18 protein-coding genes and 6 pseudogenes are annotated in these 22,362 nt (G+C 57.9%); 9 read left to right on the top strand and 15 right to left on the bottom strand.

Going from position 1 to position 22,362, the window contains the following annotated elements:
* The first annotated feature begins 36 nt into the window (after positions 1-36).
* From NLY43_RS12905 to NLY43_RS12915, 3 genes are all read left to right on the top strand, one after another.
* Positions 37-1,035, top strand: coding sequence for a GlxA family transcriptional regulator (locus tag NLY43_RS12905; protein ID WP_023712960.1), 999 nt, complete (start codon positions 37-39; stop codon positions 1,033-1,035).
* Between the two features lie 186 nt (positions 1,036-1,221).
* Positions 1,222-1,614, top strand: coding sequence for a cupin domain-containing protein (locus tag NLY43_RS12910; RefSeq protein ID WP_023712959.1), 393 nt, complete (start codon positions 1,222-1,224; stop codon positions 1,612-1,614).
* A 645-nt stretch (positions 1,615-2,259) separates the two neighbouring features.
* Entirely contained in the window at positions 2,260-3,234 is a 975-nt protein-coding gene (locus tag NLY43_RS12915) for a GlxA family transcriptional regulator (RefSeq protein ID WP_023712958.1), read from the top strand.
* Between the two features lie 26 nt (positions 3,235-3,260).
* Here NLY43_RS12915 and NLY43_RS12920 read toward each other — a convergent pair.
* A pseudogene (locus NLY43_RS12920) lies at positions 3,261-3,842 on the bottom strand (integrase core domain-containing protein); the annotation flags it as partial.
* Positions 3,843-4,377: 535 nt separating this feature from the next.
* Between NLY43_RS12920 and NLY43_RS12925 the strand changes: the two are divergent.
* Positions 4,378-5,619, top strand: coding sequence for an ATP-grasp domain-containing protein (locus NLY43_RS12925; RefSeq protein WP_023715652.1), 1,242 nt, complete (start codon positions 4,378-4,380; stop codon positions 5,617-5,619).
* Between the two features lie 1,229 nt (positions 5,620-6,848).
* On the opposite strand, the gene NLY43_RS12930 is transcribed toward NLY43_RS12925, so the two are convergent.
* Positions 6,849-7,346: a ThiF family adenylyltransferase gene (locus NLY43_RS12930; protein WP_198025539.1), complete on the bottom strand. Its 498-nt coding sequence runs from the start codon at positions 7,344-7,346 to the stop codon at positions 6,849-6,851.
* A 94-nt stretch (positions 7,347-7,440) separates the two neighbouring features.
* A complete protein-coding gene (locus NLY43_RS12935) occupies positions 7,441-7,776 on the bottom strand; it encodes a hypothetical protein (protein ID WP_245264054.1) in 336 nt (111 codons plus the stop codon).
* A gap of 588 nt (positions 7,777-8,364) precedes the next feature.
* On the opposite strand from NLY43_RS12935, the pseudogene NLY43_RS12940 reads away from it, so the two are divergent.
* Both NLY43_RS12940 and NLY43_RS32780 read left to right on the top strand, forming a co-directional pair.
* Positions 8,365-8,562: pseudogene (locus tag NLY43_RS12940) on the top strand (transposase); the annotation flags it as partial.
* 14 nt (positions 8,563-8,576) lie between these two features.
* A pseudogene (locus NLY43_RS32780) lies at positions 8,577-8,867 on the top strand (hypothetical protein); the annotation flags it as partial.
* Here the strand turns inward: NLY43_RS32780 and NLY43_RS32785 are convergent.
* The 3 genes and pseudogenes from NLY43_RS32785 to NLY43_RS12955 form a co-directional block, all read right to left on the bottom strand.
* Positions 8,850-9,002 (bottom strand): annotated as a pseudogene (locus NLY43_RS32785) (porin); the annotation flags it as partial. The pseudogenes NLY43_RS32780 and NLY43_RS32785 overlap by 18 nt on opposite strands.
* Positions 8,930-9,343: a porin gene (locus NLY43_RS12950; RefSeq protein WP_502882175.1), complete on the bottom strand. Its 414-nt coding sequence runs from the start codon at positions 9,341-9,343 to the stop codon at positions 8,930-8,932. The pseudogene NLY43_RS32785 and the gene NLY43_RS12950, both read right to left, overlap by 73 nt.
* Before the next feature lie 468 nt (positions 9,344-9,811).
* Positions 9,812-9,949: pseudogene (locus NLY43_RS12955) on the bottom strand (IS110 family transposase); the annotation flags it as partial.
* A 76-nt stretch (positions 9,950-10,025) separates the two neighbouring features.
* Between NLY43_RS12955 and NLY43_RS12960 the strand changes: the two are divergent.
* Entirely contained in the window at positions 10,026-10,790 is a 765-nt protein-coding gene (locus NLY43_RS12960; RefSeq protein WP_286460925.1) for a helix-turn-helix domain-containing protein, read from the top strand.
* 30 nt (positions 10,791-10,820) lie between these two features.
* Here NLY43_RS12960 and NLY43_RS12965 read toward each other — a convergent pair whose 3' ends face one another.
* From NLY43_RS12965 to NLY43_RS12980, 4 genes are all read right to left on the bottom strand, one after another.
* Positions 10,821-11,096, bottom strand: coding sequence for a transposase (locus NLY43_RS12965; RefSeq protein ID WP_502882176.1), 276 nt, complete (start codon positions 11,094-11,096; stop codon positions 10,821-10,823).
* Positions 11,097-11,187: 91 nt separating this feature from the next.
* A complete protein-coding gene (locus NLY43_RS12970) occupies positions 11,188-11,484 on the bottom strand; it encodes a transposase (RefSeq protein ID WP_023712948.1) in 297 nt (98 codons plus the stop codon).
* Positions 11,485-11,775: 291 nt separating this feature from the next.
* Positions 11,776-12,738 carry an aminotransferase class IV gene (locus NLY43_RS12975; RefSeq protein ID WP_023715650.1) on the bottom strand — a complete coding sequence of 321 codons (963 nt, stop codon included), beginning with the start codon at positions 12,736-12,738 and terminating at the stop codon, positions 11,776-11,778.
* A gap of 303 nt (positions 12,739-13,041) precedes the next feature.
* The gene (locus tag NLY43_RS12980; RefSeq protein ID WP_023712946.1) at positions 13,042-13,191 is read right to left on the bottom strand and encodes a hypothetical protein; all 150 of its coding nucleotides are present in this window, start codon (positions 13,189-13,191) and stop codon (positions 13,042-13,044) included.
* A 697-nt stretch (positions 13,192-13,888) separates the two neighbouring features.
* Between NLY43_RS12980 and NLY43_RS12985 the strand changes: the two genes are divergently transcribed.
* Positions 13,889-15,382 (top strand): M81 family metallopeptidase, encoded by a 1,494-nt coding sequence (locus NLY43_RS12985; RefSeq protein WP_023712945.1) that lies wholly within the window; start codon positions 13,889-13,891, stop codon positions 15,380-15,382.
* A gap of 165 nt (positions 15,383-15,547) precedes the next feature.
* Positions 15,548-16,743 (top strand): annotated as a pseudogene (locus NLY43_RS12990) (IS256 family transposase).
* A gap of 273 nt (positions 16,744-17,016) precedes the next feature.
* Here the strand turns inward: NLY43_RS12990 and cuyB are convergent.
* The 5 genes from cuyB to NLY43_RS13015 form a co-directional block, all read right to left on the bottom strand.
* On the bottom strand, positions 17,017-17,886 hold the full coding sequence (gene cuyB / locus NLY43_RS12995) for a cysteate racemase (RefSeq protein WP_084561214.1): 870 nt from the start codon (positions 17,884-17,886) through the stop codon (positions 17,017-17,019).
* Between the two features lie 45 nt (positions 17,887-17,931).
* A complete protein-coding gene (locus NLY43_RS13000; protein ID WP_023712941.1) occupies positions 17,932-19,368 on the bottom strand; it encodes a CapA family protein in 1,437 nt (478 codons plus the stop codon).
* 69 nt (positions 19,369-19,437) lie between these two features.
* Entirely contained in the window at positions 19,438-20,475 is a 1,038-nt protein-coding gene (locus NLY43_RS13005) for an ABC transporter ATP-binding protein (RefSeq protein ID WP_023712940.1), read from the bottom strand.
* Positions 20,472-21,479: an ABC transporter ATP-binding protein gene (locus tag NLY43_RS13010; RefSeq protein WP_023712939.1), complete on the bottom strand. Its 1,008-nt coding sequence runs from the start codon at positions 21,477-21,479 to the stop codon at positions 20,472-20,474. The genes NLY43_RS13005 and NLY43_RS13010 overlap by 4 nt, the downstream gene beginning before the upstream one ends.
* Position 21,480: 1 nt before the next feature.
* Entirely contained in the window at positions 21,481-22,362 is an 882-nt protein-coding gene (locus tag NLY43_RS13015; RefSeq protein ID WP_023716374.1) for an ABC transporter permease, read from the bottom strand.

Raw genomic sequence — 22,362 nt, forward strand, 5'->3', positions numbered from 1 at the left:
AACCGTCTTCAGACAGAGCTAACGAATAAGAGCACCATGGTTGATGTCGTCTTAGCGGATGGCTTCTCTATGTTGACAGCCACCCTCTTTCTTGAAGCGTTGCGGTTTGCCAACCTGGTCCATCGCCGGAGGGCTTTCGACTGGAAGATCAAAGGGGTTCAGTCTGGTTCACCCCGCGCTAGTAATGGCTTCACGCTAGAAGCTCAGTCGCAAATTGACGGGCTTGTTGCGCCCGCTGAAATTGTTTTTTTGAATGTATCTTACTTTCCCGAGGAGGCTCGGTCTGACAAGCTCTTTAACTGGCTGCGATCTGCTCGTCGGCATGGCGCGTGGATACTTGCGGTCGATACTGCACCTTTGCTACTTGCCGAGGCGGGCTTACTAATGGGTAAGCGGGCTACAATCCATTGGGATGACCTTGAAAGCGCGCGAGAGCTCTTTCCGGACGTCGACTTTCGCGGCTCTGGCATCGAACGAAGCGGGCGAATTTTTACCTGCTGTGGCGGTATGGCCGTACTGGATATGACGCTCGAATTTTTGTCTGAATATCAAGGTGAGGAAGTGGCGCAACTTGTTCGGCAACATTTCTTTCTCAAAGACGCAGATACCAGTCTCCTGGTTCGCGACAAGCGGCTGTTCGCAGCTGTGGATGCCATGCGCCAGGCAACATCCGTCGTCCTGCCACTAGAGGACATTGCCGCGCGGGCGAACATATCTTTCAGGCAAATGCATCGCAAATTTGAAGCCGAATTTGGAGTTTCGCCGGGAAAGTTTTACACTGCGTTACGGCTACAGAAAGCTCAGTCGCTGCTGCTGAATTCTGCCTTCCCTCTCTCTGACATAGCAGTTGCGTGCGGATACTCGTCAGCGTCGTGGTTTGGCAAGGCCTACAAGTCGTTTTATGGAATTACACCATTGGAAGAACGCGTGCGACTCGCGACGGGCAAATCCCGTTCCGTCAACCGTTTGGCGATGTTTTTTCAGCCCAGTGCCTCGTTGATCGTCAACGTCATCGGTCAGAGCGTTACTCTCTGAAGTTTGGCAGAATAGTGCCACTAACTGGCCGATTACAGCGTATTCGCGAACGCGAGGATAAGAAACACTCGTTCGGATCGATCGGGAACGTCTACACGCGCCCGTCGGGCGCGTTAAACAGTTCGTGCTCGCCAAATCTACCGTCCTAGCCCTTATCTTGCGCTAGAAATTACAAAGGAGCTTAGCATGTCAAATCTTCGCGTTATCCGTCTCTCACCCGACGGGGACGATGTCCAGGGCCTTTCTGATTGGGAAGATATTCCGGCTCGCCGCGTGCTTGCGGGGAAAGAAGCAAAGGTTCGCAGACACAAGTTTTTTGTCGGCGATCGATCAGGGGGACAGGTACGCGTCGGGGTTTCGGAAGCTACTGCGTACAGCGAGAAGATCGATAGCTATCCGAAGGACGAGTTCATGCATGTGATCGAAGGATCCGTCACCATCATCCATGATGACGGACGGGAAGAAACGTTCGTGGCTGGAGATAGCTTCTTCATGCCATCTGGATTCAACGGCGTCTGGAAGCAGACTGAGACAATAAAGAAATACTTTATGGTTTTTGATGAATCCGTGGGGGGCTGAATGATCGGATGGACGCGGGTCAGACGCCTGGTATTTGTATTATAGACAATCTGGCATCGGCTCCGCAGCAGTTCGTATTGCAGTCAGAACCGATGTGTTCGTCCCCAGTCTGTTGCTGTTCATTTTGCCGGTGTAACTCGCCCAATTGCACGTCTTACTTGCTGTTCCGCGCCGGTGGAGTCTTTCATCGTCGCGAATTCTTTGGCAGGAGCTTTTTCGCAGGTGAGGTGCGCCTTCGGGAGAAACTCTGAATCAGGGGAATTCGCAGCAATAAGGGGGGTCCGGCTTGGTCGTCTCAATAGCCGAGTTCAAGAACGGGACGCGAACCATGCGCGAAAATCAGGTTCATTCGACGATGGAAAGCCAGGCGATTATTGGACTTCGTCATGCAATGCATCGGCTAATGGAACTCTCGATCCGCGAGGGAGGAAACGCAGCAGTTGAATGCTCGACTCGTTTCGGGATACCAGATGCATGGATGTTCCAAGTAAACATCGTAGGTAGGGCTCGGGACGGGCTAGCAAATCCCGACTGCATATCGACGTTCGCCGTTTCTGATAACATCCTGACCCACAACTGAACTCACCGTTATTACTGTTTAGACTTGCTGAAGCGACATTGACGTGCTGAATAGGACCGCGCCGGATGCAAAAGTCAAAATTGACTGTAGGTTTTATCCTATCCCGGTCCTTCACTCTTTCGGCCTTTGCCTTGTTTGTGGATACACTTCGCCTAGCAAGTGATGTTCTGGATAAATCCGGACGGGTTTACGCCGACTGGGAGGTGCTGGCGAACATGAGGAACCCGATCATCTCGAGCTGCGGGGTCGAGGTGACCCCCACCTCCCGGTTCACGGATCCTACCAAATTCAACTACATAGTTGTGGTGGGGGGTCTTCTCAGAGTGGCGGAACCTGTTGATGCTGCGACCATAGATTATCTAAAGCAGGCTGATAATGCTCGGATCCCCTTAATCGGCATATGCACGGGAACATTCATATTAGCGGAAGCCGGCCTCTTGCATGACCATAGCACCTGTGTGAGCTGGCTCCACTTTGCCGAGTTCCAGATGCGATTCCCGGATCAACAGGCGCGTCCAGATCGCCTATTCCACTTAGATCGGCGGAGAGGCTCATGTGTTGGTGGAAGTGGTGTCGTCGACATGGCCGCAACAATAGTGAGGCGACACATCAACGCGAGGGCGGAACGGAACGCCCTGAACTTTCTTCAGATCGACAGAACAAGACCCGCTTCTCACGTACAAGTTGGAAGTCCGCCGCTTTATGGCGGCACTGATCAGCGGATCAAGGCAGCTCTCATTTTCATGGAAAGCTACACCGAACATGCCGTGTCAATTTCGCGTTTGGCTGCGGAGATCGGATTATCCAGGCGCCAGCTCGAACGCCTTTTCCATACAAAACTACACTCTTCACCTGCGGCGGTTTACCGGATACTGCGCTTGGAGCGTGCGAAACGGCTCGTTCTTGAGACGCAAGCATCGATGCTTGAAATTGCAATCGAGACAGGCTTCGATAACCCATCACACTTTTCGCGATCGTTCCGGGAGTACTTCGGGTATCCCCCAAGCAGCCTAAGGCTGCAGCTTGAGTCGGTGGAGTAATAGTTGAGGTGAATCGGATCGGCAAGGCGGGCGTGCCGATAGCTGGTGAAGAGCCTTCGTTTAGGCACTCATCGCGTAGCCGACATTGAAGCTTTCCACGAAGCCATTCTGCATCGGCCTGCCCGGTGCGATGTAGTGCCATTCGATGCCGATCCTCCTGCCGCACCAGGTATTCGAGGTCAGCTCGGTGCCATATTATCCGACACGAATCATACAGGGGTAGCCGCGATGCTCGGCGATGATGTCGAGTTCCCGGACACGCTCACCCGAGAGTCGAGTTGTCGACCACGGCCAGGCACCCCCGGCTGAAGTCGTCGATGATACATAGGACCCGGAAGCGGCGGCCATCGGTCAGCGTGTCGGAGACGAAGTCGAGCTCCAGCGCTGGTTGGCGCCCTGCGGACTGCTATCGGTGCCCTGGTGCCCAGCGCTTCAGGAGCAGGTGCAGCCAACGGTAGCCAAAGCGCCGGCGTTCGGCGGAAACTTCCGCAGCCGCTTCCGCAAACCGGCTCATCTGGTCGCGATGGACAGTAGCGGTGGACCCGCGGCTCAATGCCCCCGAGCCCGCAGGACCGACGCTGCGAATACCCCTGGTTCTCGATCGCCCAGGCACGGCAGTCCCCATGCTCGAACGTTACATCGCCCGGCAGGGCATACCGCCGGGAAACGGCGGCGATGTCTGGCTTCAGCGTCAGTACAGGCGAGGGGTTTTGCTTCCATTGCCGGACCGCGCCCTTCAAGGGTTCGGCGCGCCGATATCACCTCCCGTTCGGGATACTCAGCGGCTCTGCTCATCAATCGCTTCGCAAACATTACTCATGAAAAACGTTTGCAAGGACAGGTGGATTAATCGGACCAGCAACGATCAGCTCCCACATCTTAAAGCTCACGCAGGCTAAAGACTGTACGGTGCAGAGTTATTGGTCAAATTGCGTCCTTTTCGATCTTCGTCGAATGACCCGCCTCACACAGTATATGTCAAAAATTAGCAACAATTCCTTCAACTATCTTTCACGAAATCTTCGCGACTGCCGATTGTGAACAATGGTACCTTTACCACAAGTCCGAGATCAGGCACGAATGACAGCTGATGCTGTTGACGGTCAGACCACGGCATAGCGCGGAACATCGGAGTCGGCAGCAATGGCAAAAGGAGCACTTATCCTCGTTGAAGGTCATAGCCGCATGGGTTTGCAATATGTCCAAGCAGCCCGACGTCTTGGTCTTCATCCAATTACCCTGTCGGCTGATCCAGCTCAGTACGACTATCTTGCGGCGGAACGCATTGAGGCAATTCGTGTCGATACGGACAATCTCAAGTCGCTGATCCGCGAATGTTCCCGAATATGCGCAACCTATGAGATTGCTGGCATTATTGGGTTTTCGCGCGCTGATGAGTCGGCCTGTGTGATGGCTGGCAAGCTGTGCCGGCATTTCGGTCTACCTGGACCGAACCCTACATCGATTGAACGATGCTGCGACAAATTCACTCAGCGTCAGCTCCTTGCGCAGGCCGGCATTCCAACACCGGCTTATCGCCTGGCAGCGAATGCGACAGAAGTAGAAAACTTTGCCGCGGTGATCGGATTGCCGGTGGTTCTTAAGCCAGCCATAGGCAGCGGCAGTATCGGCATCCGATTGTGCCGCAACGTTGATGAGTTGGCCGAGCATACGACCTATCTGTTGTGCGGAAAGCACATACGGCAGCCCTCGCCAAGGATACTTGTCGAAGAATTCGCACAAGGCCCTCTGTATACCGTTGAAATGATGGGAAATGAGGTGATTGGGATTGGCACCTGGGACTTCGGCCCTCCACCGCATTTCGTCTCTCGTGAAGCGACCATTCCAGCCCCTCTGAATGATGACGAGCATGAGCGTATCGCCGATCTTTCGCTGAGCTGTTTGCGAGCTCTGGCACTTGGCTGGGGGCCAACGGGGATAGAATTCCGATGGACCACGCGTGGTCCAGTCGTCATTGAAGTCAATCCGCGGCTTCATGGCGCGCCCACTCCCCAACTGATTCAGCTGGCTTACGGTGTCGATCTCATCACCGAGCACATCAAACTTGTCATCGGCGAAGAATGCGATTTACGCAGAATGCATTCGCAGACCGCGGCCGCGCGGTGTCTAAATCCTGATCGCGATGGCACCCTCGATTGGATTGACGGCGATAGCCGGGCGGCTGCCATACCTGGTGTCGCCGAGGTCAAATTTTATGTTGAACCTAAGGCGCCGATCGTCAGAAAAGGCGATTACCGAGACACTATCGGACATGTGATAGCCGTTTCAGCCACCCGCGCCGAGACCGAGGCGATACTTCAGCGCGCCGTTGAGTCGATCGATTGGGCGATCACTCCATTTCCAGCCCTTGGCGAAACGGAATAGCCTGCGCCACTTTTTCTCCTTCTCCACACCAGCGCGTGAGGATGGCCGTATTCTTGCTCGGGCGTGCAGACGAACAGGCTGGCCGAGCGGCCTGGCGATGCTGCCCCACACTATCCTGCTCACCGGCCCAACTTGCGGCGGACGCCTTGGCCGAGACGTCATCTCTTGATCAGACGAGAACGACTTGGCTGGAAGTGAAGTTCGCCGCCATCAACACATTGCCGCCCTGGGCAAGCAGAAGCGCTATAGTCTGCAAATTCTAACCACATCTGCGCCCTCGAAAGGATCCGCCGCGCGGTCGCGGGCCGGCTGATCAGCGGTACACGGATCGTTCTGTTTTGTGAGGACCTTCCCAATTTTCAAAGTGACGCTTTCTGCCGGCTCTTTACGCCCACGCGCCCTGCGGCTCAGGACATGGTGGAGGAATGGCACGATCAATCTGTTGCCGAGCCAATCACCGTTTCAGCCATAAACCGCGACATCGGCCTCCCACTCGCATAGGCCTTTGAACCAGCCGAAACGTGGCCTCAGTTCGCACACCCAGCCGTGAAGTATCCAATTGGCTGACTTGCCGCACACCAGCATCATGATAGGGGTGGAAGCCCGTGCAGACGAAGTTTTGATGAGATTCCTAATACAGGCTCGGTCTGTTCCACTCAGCCGGTCAGTCCGGGTGAGTATGCCAGTCGCCGAGGTAGGCGTCGAGCCTGCCTGATCGATGATACTGTTTTGCGAGTTCGGCCTGCTGCCAATCTTGGTTCGGGAGAAAACTGCAGCGCCACACTCCGGACTGGGATGCAGTTAGTTAACCTTCCAAGCTGGCGGCATCCGCTTCGCGCCATCATACAATGTGAGGGTATGAACGAGCGAAACCACGAAGTCCTGTGGGCGGGAAAGAACGTCGACGGCCATCCGAACGGCTTCTAGGGTAAGTTCCTAGAGATCGAACGAAGCACCTATGAAGGTTGCCTCCGAGCAACCCGGCGGCTGGATGATCCCCTGGGCACCCCGCTGCCGGGCGCTCGAACGATTGCGCCAGTGGCGTGGGCAATCTCTTTGCAGACTGGGCAGCCGGATTCCGGATGATGGTAGGCGACGACCCCTCCCTTCAGCGTTGTCGATCCATAGACCGATATCATGGGAACATTGTAGTCTCGGCACCAATCCGCCAGCAGAAACGACACTCCGCGTCGAGGCGGCAGCATCGATCACCAGATCCGTTGCCTCCATCAAGGCGGTAAGTAGCTGGTGGTCTCCGACGCCATCCGCACCTGGATAGGCGCCGCCAATCCTGTGAAAAATGGTTGCACCGTGGTCCAAGGGTATTCAAGTTCGATATTTTCCTTGATGAACTCCGTTTTTCGTCTGCCCCAGGCTGAAGCACCTGCAGCCCAGCGGATGGAGTTCCCCGGCTCAACATAATCGCAATCCCACACGATTAGCTTTCGACAACCGTTCTTGGCCAACTCGGCGACCGCCGGCGAACCTAGAGATCCGAGTCCAATTATAGCAACGGTCTTGCTTCCCAGGGCTGCAACAGATGGAACACGGCTACCAATGTCGTTAGCTCCGGCTCGGTATGTAGGGAGGACGAATGCAGCCTCTTTGGCCTTCTGAAAGCCTTTCCTGGTGCGCCGAAGGACGTTCTTTCTATATGTCAGCACGAACACCCACGCGTCGCCATACTTCTGGAACTGCAATTCTGATTTCTTGAGCGTGGCAGACATGCGAATATCACCCTCGGACGTACTGACGTACCGCGCTCCGGGACCGAGACGCTTCATCAGGCTCGGTAGCTCCTGCTGCGTCGCCATTGGAAGGTCATCGTCCCGCTTCCAAGGAAATACCGCAGCTTCCCTTCTTCGACCAACGGTGATTGGGACGGTGGAGCAGTTCTTCGGTGTCGCTCCACACCTTTAAAACGGCAGCCTGGATCGCCGGACGGTCTTTCCCCCAATGCACTGCGAATTCGATCTCAAACAAGCCCTGATCGAAACCCGCCAAGTTCCAGGAGCTGTCAACCAGCACACAGTTGCCGCTACTCCGATCGGCGGTCTCGTTCCACCACACCTCCGCTGGCTCACCCTGAGGGTCCTCATCCGTCGAAGCGTCAAGCGCCTTGGCCAGATTGGAATACAAGATGTCGGACAAAGTCATCCTGCTCTGCCATAAGCCGCTCTCGCGACCGAGCAGACACAGGCTGCCGTCGGGGGCACAGTGACGCGACGGATATTGCTCTGGATCGCACCGGAGCATCACGTGAGGCCGAAGCCGCGGGTAAGAGTCCGGGTATATTGCTTCGAGGTCGATTACGCGCCCGTCCGGCAGAGGCCACTGAAACTCGACATGGAGCACGCCGTGCACCAACGCTATTTCATCGACAAGAAGTGTGTTACCGACGAAATGGAAAAGATGATCCAAATTCGGCCCGCATACGATTGCGGTTGACTGGGTTTTCTTCCCATTTCGGTACCTCTTGGGATTTAAGATCGGCGTAGGGGATCATGCAGAGCCAACTGGTCTCGGCGGAGCGTGCGGGGTTGTGTGCGTCAAGTTCTGCAAAATGGGGCGGCCATGATGCTGGTCATGCGGCTTGGCGCGAGCGGCGCAGCGGTAGTCTCGATGTTCTTCCGTTATGGTCGGGTTGCTGACACCAATCTGATTCGAAGGAACCACCGATGGGCGACGACATGATGAACCTGCGCGCGCTCGTGGAGAAGACCCCCGATGCCGATCTCCTGTGGTGCCGCGACGGGCACCGCCGGCTACGGCGAGAAGAGCGCGCTGCGGACCGCCCAGCGCAATGGCTACCGCGAACAGGGACTGGGAGACGCGGGCCGGAACGGTCGAACTGCGCATCCCCAAGCTCAGAAAGGGCTCCTACTCGCCATCTTCCTGGAGCCGCGCCGCATGGCTGAGAAGGCGCTGGCAGCCGTCATCCAGGTCTGAAGGCCGCCGTGACCAAGGTACTCTCAGTCACATGGCAGCGCTGCCGCGTCCGATTCATGAGGAACGTGCTGGTGCACGCCGGTAAGAGCGGCCGCCGCGTCGTCTCGGCTCATCGCCACCGCCTTCGCGCAGGAGAGACCCCCAAAGCCGCCAGTGCCCAGTGGCGCGCGGTCGCCGACCAGATCCGGCCCGAAGGTGCCGAAGCTGGCGGCCAGCGTTGGCAAATTGATGTCGACACGGAACTTGGCGGCCAACGATTCGCGGTTGCTATCATAAGCGGCAACGCCGGTGATCGCGCCCCAGACATGCGTGTATTTCACGCCGCCGACTACGTGCGGAACATAGCTGTCGATAGTGCCGACTACGCCCGAGCTTTCTTCGAGTGAAACCACAGTCGAAAAGCCATCACTCGCGTCAATGTAATACCGAACCACGTTTGCATTGAAGTCGCCGATGGCCGACCAGTCCTTACCAACTCGCAGGCCACCAGGCTGGACCAGGCGGAAGTCAAGGTGATGCCTCCATTGAAGGCATAGGACCGAGAACTGTCGGAAACCGAAGTGTCTCGGTTGCCGAAGTTCACGCGGGTTTCGGTATAGGTCTTCAACGTGCCGAGTTCGGTCTCCTGGCCGGTCCAAGTTTTCAATGTGAAGCGCGTGTTTTTTTGCGATGTGCCCTGATCCTCACCAGTCCTCACATCCGAGGTTCTTGCGTGGTCAAACAATCCGACATGGCCCAAGCCGACGTCGTAACGGACATAGCCGCCGATGCGCACGCAGGTATCAGTGCCTAAAATGTAGACGTAGCCCGAGCCGTAAACGTCGCAGCTTGGCTACGCCCTGGTCGAACTGAGTTCCGTTCAGGCCGCCTGATTCCAGTTAGGCCCGTTTCTTTCCGTCTCGCCCGCCGGTTCGTTCCGGCGGGACTTCTCTTTTGGGGCTGGGTTTGTCAAGCAAAGGGGTACTCACCGTGGATAGCAGGCGCGGCGTTGGTCGTCGCCTGGATGGCTGATGCGTAACGGTTTTGATGCGCCGGAGATGATGAGTGCCCGCCAGGGGTCTGGCTTCTCTTCAAGTCGGCGCGTGACCGCTTCATGATCGGGTCGGATGGAGAGGCATCTCAATCTTTTTTGCGAAACTATCAGTCCGAGCTGACGTCCAAGCCCGCCTCGAGATTGCCTACCCACTCGTCCCTGAACGGGACCTCTATCCGCGCGGCGACGCGGAACCCTTAATTCGATCTCTCAGGCGGCATTGGCCTCCCAGCGATAGGGTGTGTTGTCGACCCACATCCGATGCAGGATGATCGCCAGACGCCGTGCCACCGCCACGGTAGCCTTCGCCATACCTCGCCGGCAAGCGACGGAGAGACCCCACGCCTGTCCGAACCGGATAGATTGGTAACAGAATGGACCGATAGCATGGGTGACAGTTTTCTTGTTCGCCGGAGGACCGGCGATGGTTTGGCGAGAGACTGGCATCATGGACGAGCGGCTACGGTTTGTTGTGGAGTGTCTTTCTGGGGATGAGACGATGGTTGCGCTTTGTGCGGCCTACGGGATCTCACGCAAGAACGGCTACAAATGGCTCGGACGTTATCGGGAGTTCGGCCCGGAAGGTTTGCACGACCTGCCGCGAGCACCGCTCAATCAAGGCCGTGCAACAGCTCAGGACCTGGTTGAGCGGATTCTGGCGGCCAAGGAGCTGCATCCGCTTTGGGGTCCAAAGAAGATCGTGGCACGGCTCAGGCGCACGGCTCCCGAGTTCATGTGGCCTTCAGCCTCGACGGTCGGCGCGATCCTTGCGCGGCATGGGCTTGTCAGCGCCCGCAAGCGGCCACGGCTACGGGCCTGCGGCAATGGACCATGGCCACAGCCGCTGGAGCCGAACGCGGTGTGGACTGGCGATCACAAGGGCTGGTTTCGGACCCGTGACGGGTGCCGTTGCGAACCCTTGACGGTGATGGATGCATCGAGCCGCTATCCGGCCGAGGCCTCGGTCCGCCGCGTGCGCCACAATGGCGAGATCCGATGGAATGGCGGCTTCATATATGTCTCGCAAGCGCTGGCGGGCGAACCGGTCGCTGCGTTGGAGACCGAAGACGGACAATGGACACTCTCATTCCATGCCCACCCGCTCGGCATCATCGACACACGGCACATGAAGCTTGTCCGCCGCAGCGCCGCGCCAACCAATCCGCTTGGCGCTGCGGCGGACGCATAGGGGGAGAGAAGTGTCACCTATGTATCCGGTTCAAAGTGTTACCCATCTATCGGCTGGACACGCCTTCAGTGGCGAACTCCGCTTCGAGATTCGCAGTTGAATCCCGGCGGCTTCAATCAATACCCATCGAATCCCGGCATCGCCGCAATCCTGATCGATCTCGCCGGATTGATAGCGCGAGGGCGTCAATCCGAAGTGGGCTGGAACGGAGCGCGACCGGCTGAACCGCGCCGGCTCGTCGACGCCCGCTCGGAAACTCAGGGCGACCATCGGTCCGACACCGGGGCAGTCATGAGCAGTTTGCAGGTGTCGTCACTCTCGGCCAGCCGTTCCATTGCCTTGTGTAGGCGCTGGAACTGCTCTCTCAAAACGTGACGGACTTCCAGCAGGGGGCCGATCACCAAGTGCAGATGCGGGGATTGTTCGAGCAACTCGATAATGCGCCGCTCGAACTGAGCCGGGTCACGGCTCCGACCTTGAGGCCAAAGTTGCGCAGCAGGCCTCGCAGGTTGTTCTCCGCATCGAGAATCTTCGTCTGCACGAACTTGCACGCAGTGAGCAGCATCCGGATCTCCTGGCTCCGGACGCTCTTGACATGAACCGGCTTGTAGAGCCCGACGCGCATCATCTGTGCGATGCCGGGGGCATCGTTGCGATCGGTCTTGTTGATCTGAGCCGAGAGCGCGGCCTTCATGTGCGCGTCTCGACGCAGATCACCGGATAGCCTGCGGCCGACAGGCCACTGTAGAGCCATTGCGAGAGTGGACCGGCCTCAAGGCCGACGCGCTTGTAGGGGCCGCCAATCGCGCGAAGCAGGGTGCCGATCCCCTCCGGCTCGACCAGTGACCCGCCCCTGCGACGCTCCCTAAAGACATGGAAGAAACTACCTGTTTTTCTTCCTAGCAGTTCATCTGCGTTGATCGACTTTTGTTTGCCTCCCTGAGGCGGAGAGGAGCCGGCATCAGCAACGTGTGAAAATCTTGCATTAAACTAAGGCGGTAACTAAAGTAGACCAGCTAGGATCGGCGTGCTTCTTCCAATAAAGGCTAGTCAATTCCCGTGTGACAGATCCGACTTTTCCGTCTCCGATCAATGCGGCATCGATTCGCGTCACCGGCATGATCCCGCCGGCGGTGGAGGTGATGAACACCTCGTCCGCAGCTTTAATCTCGCCGGGCCCGATATCGTCGGCCATGGCGGACATGCCAAGTTCACTGCAGAGGTCGAAAACAGTCTGGCGCGTTATGCCGGGTAGGACGCTGTGTGCCGGGGTCCTGAGACGGCTATCCTTGACGGCGAACACATTGAAGCCGGGCCCCTCAGCAATGTTGCCGTTAGTATCGACGACTAACGCTGTTTCCGCGCCATAATCGTATGCCTCGAACAACCCCTGCACAAGGTCCAGCCAGTGGCAATTCTTGATCGCCGGGTCAATCGAGGTCGGGGGAATGCGCACAGTCTCGCTAATTGCGATGTGCAGGCCGCGCTCGAGTTGCTCCTTGTTGGCGACCGACCCGAATGGCAACGCGAAAGCTATGAAGCGGTTCTCGGCTTCGCGCGGGTCACGGCTAAAAGTTGACGATGCACCACGCGTGCAGATCATGTCGACATAAGCGGAGTTATGTCCCGATAGGGAGACACAGTTCGCAAGGATTGCCGCAATCTCGCCCCGATCATAGGGCAGTTTCATGCGCAGCCGCTTCATGCTGTGCAAGAAGCGGTCGAGGTGCTGGTCGAGCCTAAAGAACCGACCGTCCCATACGTGGACGGTATCGTAAGTAACGTCGGAGTGTAGAAAACCCCAGTCCAGAACGGAAATCTTGGCTTCGGACATCGGCAGATACTGTCCGTCCATGAAAGCCACACCGTTGGGGTATTGCCGGCGGTCTCGGTGACGCTCCTCGACGACCGGCAAATCCATTGTGGGTTCGGTTGCTGCAAGTGTCATTTCTCATCCTTCAATCCGTGTTGGGTTGGCCGGTCCAGGCACCCGGTCATCCTGCAGCCCCGCGTTGAAGGCTCTTCAGCCTTCGAAGGTCGTCACGTAGAGTGTCGGTACAGTTCCCCTAACTCGGACGCGATATAAATTACCAGCCTGTCCACACCGGCAGACTTAAGCCAAATTTTTCCGCCCAGACGTGCAAGTTGGCCGCGCAGAAGTAATCGCAGTATCTGCGCATAGAATGTGATCAAAGAGACGCTGCACACGCAAAACGCGCTTCAAAAGAGTGCTCGGGTTGATGAAAACGCATCAATCGGATTCTGCAAACAAGAAAATTGAATACAGCTTGACGACCGCCAATATGACGGCGAGATCATCATGATCGACAGCTCCTTCCGCGTTTGCCAGCACGCTCTCCAGCCCGATGCGATCCTGCTCGCGGACTGCCAGCAATGTCATTCGAGTGCTGGCGGCAGAGCGCAAGACATGGGCGACATCCCGTCGAGGAAACCCGGACAGGCAGTTTCCCGTTCAGCGCATCGGTCTATAAGCGGCGTTATCTCGTCGAACGATATTTCGACAAGCTGAACACTTCCGGCGCTTCGCACACGCTTCGATTGCAGACTATCCGCTATGTTTCATGTCTCTCGCCGCCGCAATCATCTGGAGCCGATGATTGTCGACTGGTCTAGAGGATGCGGTCGAAGCTGCGTCATGCCGGAGGCGCTGTGAGGTGGGGCGAATGGTGCCTTTATTGCAAAGAAGTCGCAAATTCTGCTCTGCCATTTCGTTAAGCCGGATCGTTTGCTTCAAAGAGCGCGTGACTTGCAGATAGCATACCACCCTATAGCTAGCCCGACTCCGGGAAGGCCAGTGTGGTTCGCCTCAGGGCCCAAGCGAACAATCGCCGGTAGCCGCGCAGCTGCAATCGCCGGCGGGGGAGTTCGATCCTGCGACGGCGAGCCTCGACGGACTGCTCATGCCGGGGCCCCGAGACCTTCGGGCGAGCGAGACCATCGTTCTCGAAATGCACCTGGCAGGAGCCAAATCTGTTCGACGATACTTAAGCGGTAGGGGACGACCTTAACCTTCGGAATTCGAGCGCATCTATTAGAGCTGCGCTCGGTAATTTGGAATATGCCAACAAGGGCTTATCATGTCATACCGTGTTCTTACCGCCGAGTTCAGCCACGAGACCAATACCTTCAACAAGAACCCCACCGGCTACGAGGCATTCAAGAGGTGCTTCGTCTATTTCGGCGACGACGCCATCAAGGAGCGCGGCCAAGTTAATACCGAGCTGGCCGGTTTTTGCGACTGCGCGCGCGACTTCGGTTGGAAGCAAACGCATGTTCTGAGCGCTGCCGCCGAACCGGCCGGTGCCGTAACTCGTGATGCTTTTGATCGCTTGGGCGGAGCCATCGTAAAAGCCGCCGGTCAACACAGGGAGAAGTTGGATGGCATCCTGCTTGCGCTACATGGCGCCATGGTCACCGAGTTTTGCGAGGACGGAGAAGGCGAGTTGCTGGAGCGGCTGCGTCCAGTGGTCGGACCGGACATGCCTATTGCAATCGTGCTCGATCACCATGGAAACGTGACGCGGAAGATGTGTGAGCTTGCCAATATAATCGTGTCTTACAAGACTTATCCCCATTTAGATATGCGCGAGTGCGGTCGGCATGCCAGCGCGATTCTTCACCGCACTATGAAGGGAGAAATTCGACCACGCACATTGCGGGTACACCGTCCAATGTTGGAAGAAGTGAATTGCGGCCGCACCGATGTCGGTCCGATGGTCGATAGGATAGCCAAATCCATTGCCTATGAGAAAGAGCCTGGTGTCTTCGCAGTCAGCATCAATACCGGGTTCGCCGAAGCCGATATTCGCGAGATCGGACCGACGGTCACGATAACCTATGAGGGCAACGAGGCCAAGCACCGCGCCTTCGCTGAGGCGATCGCCGATGATATATGGCAAAAGCGTTTTGAAGTTTTGAATTCCTATATCTCGGTCGAGGAGGCGGCGGATTTCGCAAAGGCTTACGGGCGGGGTGCAGGCCCCCTAATCATAGCCGACTATGCTGACAATCCCGGTGGTGGTGGCTATGGCGATTCGACAAATCTGTTGAAGGCGTTGATGGACGCCGGAATTACCGACGCGGCCTTTGGACCAATGGTTGATGCAGAAACAGCTAAGAAGCTGCATGGCAACACAGTGGGCGACCGTGTGCAGGTAAAGCTGGGCGGTAAGTTCGATCCGCGCTTCGGGGGGGGGCCCTTGGAAATCGAAGGCGAGATTTGCCTGATCAGCAATGGTTCCTATACTTGCGACGGCGAGATGCAAGGCGGATTGAGTTTTTCCTGGGGTCGAACTGCAGTCTTGCGCGTCAAGGGAATCGACATTCTCGTGGTGAGCGAGCCAGCTCAAATACTGGACCTGCAGCAATTTCGTGCATTTGGGATTGATCCCGCCGCAAAGACTGTAGTCGGCCTGAAGTCAATGCAGCATTTCCGCGCTGCCTTCGAGGCAATTGCCGGCAAAGTCATTGTTTGCGATAGTGGCGCTCTCACCACACCGAATTGGGAAAAACTGCCCTATCAGAATGTGCCGCGGCCAATCTTCCCACTTGATCGCGACATGCGCATTTGAGTCGGGTACTGCCTCACCCCAAATACACCCCAAATACCAAGCACAGAGGCGCCGACGCACCCGTTTCTGGTAGTGTGCTGAGAGTTCTGCAAATTCGCTGAGAGAGGGCGGTCATGGCAGGCTGGTGATGTTCAACGTCACCGATTCCCTGGAAGGAACGCCACCATGACCAAGACAGAAGGTAAATCGACCAGCGCTGCCGTCAAAGACATTCTGCTTTCGAACCCGGAGGGGCTGCACGAAGTGATCCGTGCGGTAATGCAGGAGGTTCTCGAGGCCGAGATGGAGGAGGCGCTGGGTGCTTCGAAGGGCGAACGCACGCCTGAGCGCCTTGGGTATCGCTCGGGTTACTACGGCCGCACCCTGGTCACCCGGGTGGGCAAGCTTGAGCTGCGGGTTCCACAGGACCGGGCGGGTCACTTCTCCACCGAGCTGTTCGAGCGCTACCAGCGTTCGGAGCGGGCCTTGGTTGCGACGCTTGCGGAGATGTATGTGCAGGGCGTGTCGACCCGCAAGGTCAAGGCGATCACGGAAGAGCTGTGCGGTCATGCGTTCTCGGCTTCGTCGATCTCGGCCATCAACAAGCGCTTGGACGAGAGCCTGAAGGCGTTTGCCGAACGACCGCTTCAGGAGCCATTCCCCTACCTCATTCTCGATGCCCGCTACGAGAAAGTGCGCGAAGCCGGCATCGTGATGAGCCAGGCGGTGCTGATCGCGATCGGCATCGACTGGGACGGGCGCGGCAGATCCTGGCCGTGGAGATGGCCAATCGCGAGAGCCGCTCGGCCTGGAAGGACTTCCTCGTCGGCTTGAAACGACGCGGTCTCAAGGGCGTCGAACTGGCCGTGTCCGACGACCATGCCGGCCTGGTCGCGGCGATCGGCGAGGTGATCCCGGAAGCAGCATGGCAGCGCTGCTACGTCCACTTCCTCAGGAACGCGCTCGATCACCTGCCCAGGAAGCACGGCGACGATTGTCTGCAGGAACTGCGCTGGCTCTACGACCGGCGCGATCTCGCCGAGGCCAAGGCCGATCTCGCCGCGTGGCTGTCCAAATGGTCCGCCCGCTACCCGCGGCTGACCACCTGGGCGGAAGAAGCCATAGAACAGACGCTGACTTTCTTCCGGCTGCCGCGTCAGCATCACAAGCACCTCAAGTCCACCAACATGCTTGAACGGCTCAACGAGGAAATCCGCCGGCGCACCTATGTCGTGCGCATCTTCCCGAACGCCGAAAGCTGCCTGCGCCTAGTCAGGGCGCTGGCCGTCGAAACCAACGAAAACTGGATGGAGGCCAACCGCTATATCAACATGGATGATCTGCGCGAGCACAAGAAGCTCGCTCTACGCCAAGCCGCATGACCAGTTTCATGATCGCCCATTTTGCAGAACTTGACGCACACAACCCCGTTTCTCCTCCATGACGACCGAAGGAGAAACGGGCACCTCATCCACTCGCCACGGAGGATGATCCGCCCTATATTGCTAGCCGCCGACCTTTTAAAACCCATTGCGCAATCCTTGCGCTTTCCTCATAGCATGTGACGGCGCGGCGCTCATCGGGCTGCAGCTCGTGACGGCGGGGAACATGGCATTTCGGAGGGAATCTTTAGACTAACAAGCGGCGCGTCGTTATTATCCGCCTAGCGCCGTACGAACGGTCGTCTTAGCCAACACAAGGCAAGGATCAATCACCGGTACATCGATTCCTGCATCCAGGCCGACAAGGGCAATTTCCGAGCAGGCGAGGACGATGGTTTCCGCTCCCCGCTCTGCCAACGCATCGATGAGGCTCAGGATCTCGAATCGGATTGCGTGACTTATGTCGCCAGCGGTGATCCGGCTGAGAGCGAGCATCAACCGGCCAAGCTCATCGTCCGTTTGTAAAACCGGGATTAGGTCAACACTGGCAAGACGTTCCTGATAAAGGTTAGACCTAAGGCAGCCGTCTGTCGCCAGCAATCCTACACGCCTGCACTGCGGCGTATCGGATCGGATTGTTCTCACTGTCTCCTCGATCATGCTGATGAAGGGAACCGCAACTGCCCGTCGCAATTCGTCCTCATAAACGTGAGCAGCATTGCAAACCATAACTATTAAATCGGCCCCAGCTGTTTCGAGGCGCCTACCGCCCGCGGCAAGTGCAGCGGCCGCACTCGGCCCGGTGCCGAGGATGGCCGCGTTAATATCAGGAACCTTGGGATTGCAGTCGACGATCATGTGCAGATGGTCGCGATTGCTCTTTATCGGCGTATGCTCCAGAACCGAATTCATGAAGGCGACGGTGGCCATGGGACCGAGCCCGCCGATAATTCCGACCGTTTTTGGCGACATAACAAAACCTCGAAGTCTTATGGACACGACCGGACGCCGGGAGCGCGCTCTGTTGCCGCCCGAATACTCACCTTTGCATTTCACCGCCGAAACGCCGGTACGCGACATCGAGGAAAGGGGATTCAGCATCCAAGGCGGCAGCGAAAGGCGGCCAATTGGATGCGCGGCCATGGTGGCACTCTGTCCTTATTGTACGGCAGCTCCCATCCGTCGTCCTCACCTCGCATTAGATGCCGGGGCAGTGCTGGTCTCGCTACATACCGGAGTCGCCGAGCTGGGCCGGACATGGATTACTCCAACTTCGTTTTCAATCTCGACTTGGGTGCCAAATGGCTTCGACAGCTTCTGTATCCGCTTCAGAATGGCCTTTGCTTGCGGCGCGGGAGCCAGGCGCGGCACTCCCCGATTTGCTAACCTCTCCGAGCGGCGAAGTTCAATAGGATGGAGCCTCAATTCAGCAAGGCGGTTTTTCTCGAACCGACCCACGATGATGACGCTCTCATAATAAACTGAGGCCGAGAGTGGTATAAATCCTTCTGGGTATGGATAGCCTATTGCCATTTCATGAGCTGTTACGTCCGCATCCGTATCGACCCGCGGATCCTTGCCGTGTGCGTCGAACATGTCAGCCCCGACCGGGGTTCTCAGGTCTTGATTGAAGAAATTCCCCAAGCCGTAAAAGATGGGCCGATCATCGTAGATTTCGATGCCCCTAACATGATGCGGCCCGTGATTTATATATGCATCTGCTCCGGCATCGATGGTCGTCCGCGCAAACGCTTGTTCATAATCCGGCGGTTGGTTGGTGAATTCCTCCGGCTCGTGCCCGTGATTCGTGGCGATACAGAAATCAGACAGCTGCTTGCCGCAACGCACGTTGTGCAGAATACCGTCAACGTCGCGCGGATTGGGTTTAAAGCTGTATCCTGGTCTCTCACCTACTTCGAAGACTATCTCGCCAATTGCTACACGGGATGCATCTTTCGGGGGAGGTGCATACCAAGGAAGCATCTCGCGCATCTGCCTCAAGTTCTCAAGTATCTCTGGTGGAACCACGATGCTTTTTGCCAAGCGAAGGGGATTGAGTCCTGGTCTGCCTGGCGCCTCGCCGGCCGGGTCGCATGCACGTGCCATAGGCTCGAACGTCGTGGCAAAGGACACCAACGCTACCCGGCCGCGAGGGGTCTCCAAAAAGCGAGCGGAGCGGGCCTGCGCGAGATTCTCGCCCGCACCTGCATGAACGATCCCGTTCTCATCAAGCGCCCTGGTCGTCTCGCGCATACCTTCGACGCCCCAGTCAAGCGTATGGTTGTTCGCCCGACTGACCATGTTGAAGCCCATGGCCTTTAAGTCAGGTCCTAATTCCCGAGCACCGATCAAATACGCACCGCCGTACTCGGCCTGCGGGCAGCCCTTAGAATGAACGTCCAAGATGTTGGTTTCCAAGTTGCCGAATTTCACGTCAGCTCCGTCGAAGAGCCTGAGAACCTCGGCAAAGCCCGGATAATAGCCATTTGTTACGGGCCGCGCGTAAAGAAGGTCGCCGGTTGCAGCCACGGTGAAACCGTCTTCAACGTTCGTTTCGGTTGAACCCACCGCATCAAAACCACCATCCCGCAGGATGGCAGGGTGGCCATGTTCGTGAGTATCCATATCATCTCCTGCTTCGCGTGGATGTTGCACCTGTCGCAATATTTGTGCCTTCCGATATGCTATGCCGGATCAGAACCGAGCCACGCTAGTAGGCGGATAATCGCTCGCTTCAGCCAGGTGTCTCGGGATATCTGTAGCTGGAGCGCGCACATGACAGGCTACGATCCGTCCGTCGGCTATCGGCACCAAAGGCGGCACGTCGATGCGGCAACGCTCGACCGCGAGCGGACAGCGCGGATGAAACGCGCATCCGCTCGGCGGATTGATGGGGCTTGGCACTTCGCCCTCGACCGGTGCGTCCAGCCGAACCTGCGTCGGATCCGGAACCGGAGCTGCCGCGATCAGCGCCTCGGTATAAGGATGAACTGGCTTGGCAAAGAGCGCGTCGCACGGCGCAAGCTCGACGATCCGCCCCAGATACATGACCGCGACGCGATGCGCGATATGCTCCACGACGCTAAGGTCATGCGAGATGAAGACGAAGGCAATGCCCATCTGCTGCTGGAGATCCAGAAGCAGATTCAAGATCTGTGCCTGCACGGATACGTCAAGGGCTGAGACTGCTTCGTCGGCGATTATGAGCGAGGGCTTAAGCGACAGGGCGCGTGCGATGCCGAGCCGCTGGCGCTGACCGCCCGACAATTCGGATGGCAGCCTGTTCATCATCTCGGGCGACATTCCGACCTTTCGGAGAAGATCCGCGGCAAGTGCCTGGCGTTGCTTGCGGCTGAGGCGCTCGAAATTCTCGACGGGTTCAGTGATGATCTGTTCGGCGGTGAGGCGCGGGTTGAGTGACGAGTAGGGATCCTGAAAGACCATCTGCATCCGACGACGCCACGCGTGAAGCGCGTCCTTCTTGAAACCGGCAATATCGGTCCCATCGATCAGCACGCGCCCGCCCGTCGGCTCCACGAGCCGCATCAGGAGCCGCGCCACTGTCGACTTGCCACAACCGGATTCGCCGACGATACAGAGCGTCTCGCCCGCCTCGACGGAAAAGGATACATCCTCCACCGCCCGGATCACCGGGATGCTTTTCTTGAAGATTCCCGCACCGAGCGGGTAATGCTTGGTCAGACTCTCGACTTTCAGCAGAGGACCGTTCATGCGGCTATCACCTCTTCGGCGCGCCAGCAAGCCGCAGCGTGACCCGGCCTGACATCACTTAGGATGGGTGTCTTCTCGCGGCAAATATCGATCGCGAACGGGCAGCGAGGAGCAAAGCTGCAGCCCATAATGGGTTCGCGCAGGCTCGGCACGATGCCGGGGATTTCCGGAAGGCTGCGCTGTCGGCCACGCCGCCGGTCAGGCACCGATCGCATGAGACCCTGAGTATAGGGATGCGCCGGGCGAGCAAACAAATCTATCACGTTCGCTTGCTCGACTATGCGGCCAGCATACATGACAATCACGCGTTGGCATGTCTCCGCCACAACACCCAGATCGTGTGTAATGAACATGACAGCCGTTCCCGTGCGCTCTTTCAGATCCACGATCAGACGCAAGATCTGTGCCTGGATGGTGACGTCAAGCGCGGTCGTCGGCTCGTCGGCAATCAATAGTTCCGGTGAGCAGGCAAGAGCCATGGCGATCATTGCGCGCTGGCGCATGCCACCCGACATTTCATGAGGATAGTTGCTGACGCGACGCTCGGGGTCCGCGATGCGGACGAGACGAAGCATCTCCTCGGCCTTTGCCATGGCAACGGACCGCGAGGCCTTGGTGTGGATCTGAACCGCCTCGGCGATCTGGTGACCGACGGTATAGACCGGGTTCAGGCTCGTCATCGGCTCCTGGAAGATCATGGCGATCTGGTCGCCGCGGACCTTTCGCATCTCCCGATCGGACAGCTCAAGCAGGTCGCGCCCGTGGAAGCGAACCTCGCCGCCGACGGTCCTGGCGCTCAGCTTCGGCAGCAGGCGAAGGACGGAGAGAGCGGTGACGCTCTTCCCGCAGCCCGACTCGCCCACGACGCCGAGCGTCTCGCCTTTCATGACCTGGAAGCTGACGCCGCCCAGGGCGCGCGTGACACTTTCTTCGCCGTAAAAGTGGGTCTCAAGGTTTCGAACGTCGAGAAGCACATCGTTCCCTACGGTTTGATGCATCTGCATGTCAGCGCCTCCGCTTCGCGCGGGGGTCGAACAGGTCGCGCAGGCCGTCGCCGAGCAGGTTGACGGCAAGCACCGCGACGGCAAGGCAGATTCCGGGGGCGAAGATCGTCAATGGGGCGATGGCGAGGTATAGGCGCGAACTGGCGATCATGTTGCCCCAACTCGGAATCTCTGGCGGCACGCCCACGCCGAGGAAGCTCAGCCCCGCCTCCGTCAGGATCGCACTGGCGCATACAGTAGCGCCCTGGACCATCAGCGCAGGAATGGTACTCGGCAGGATATGCCGCCACAGCACCTTGGGCAGGCGCGCACCGCCGCAGATCGCGGCCTCCACATAGGGACGCTCGCGAACACCCAAAACCACCGAACGAACAAGCCGCGCGACGGCTGGCGTCTCGGGGATCGCGATCGCGACGATGAGGATGCCGATGCCGGGACCTGTCAGAGAAATGAGCGCAATCGCCAGCAGAATGGTCGGGATAGACATCAGGCCGTCCATGACCCTCATGGCGACGTTGTCGAAGCTGCGGCTGTAGCCGGCGATAACACCGATCAGAGCCCCGGCAAGAGCCGCGCATGCCGCCGACAGCAATCCGACCATGAGGGATATTCGAGCACCGAAGATCGTTCGGGCAAACACGTCCCGGCCCAGATTGTCGCTCCCGAACCACATCTCGGCGGAAGGCGGCTGGAGGCGCTTGAATGGATCCATGTTCACCGGATCTCCGGCATAAAGGGGGGCGGCGAGCGCCAGAATGATCAGGAGCGCCAACAGGCCGCCGCCGACCAGGACCAGCGGGTGCCGCCTTGCCAGGCGTGGAAGGTCGGATAGCTGGAGCCGACCCATCGGCACGGATTCAGCTGGTGCGAAGATGAGGCTCAT

Origin of the sequence: Mesorhizobium sp. C416B, from assembly GCF_030323165.1 — a bacterium.
Lineage (GTDB): Bacteria > Pseudomonadota > Alphaproteobacteria > Rhizobiales > Rhizobiaceae > Mesorhizobium.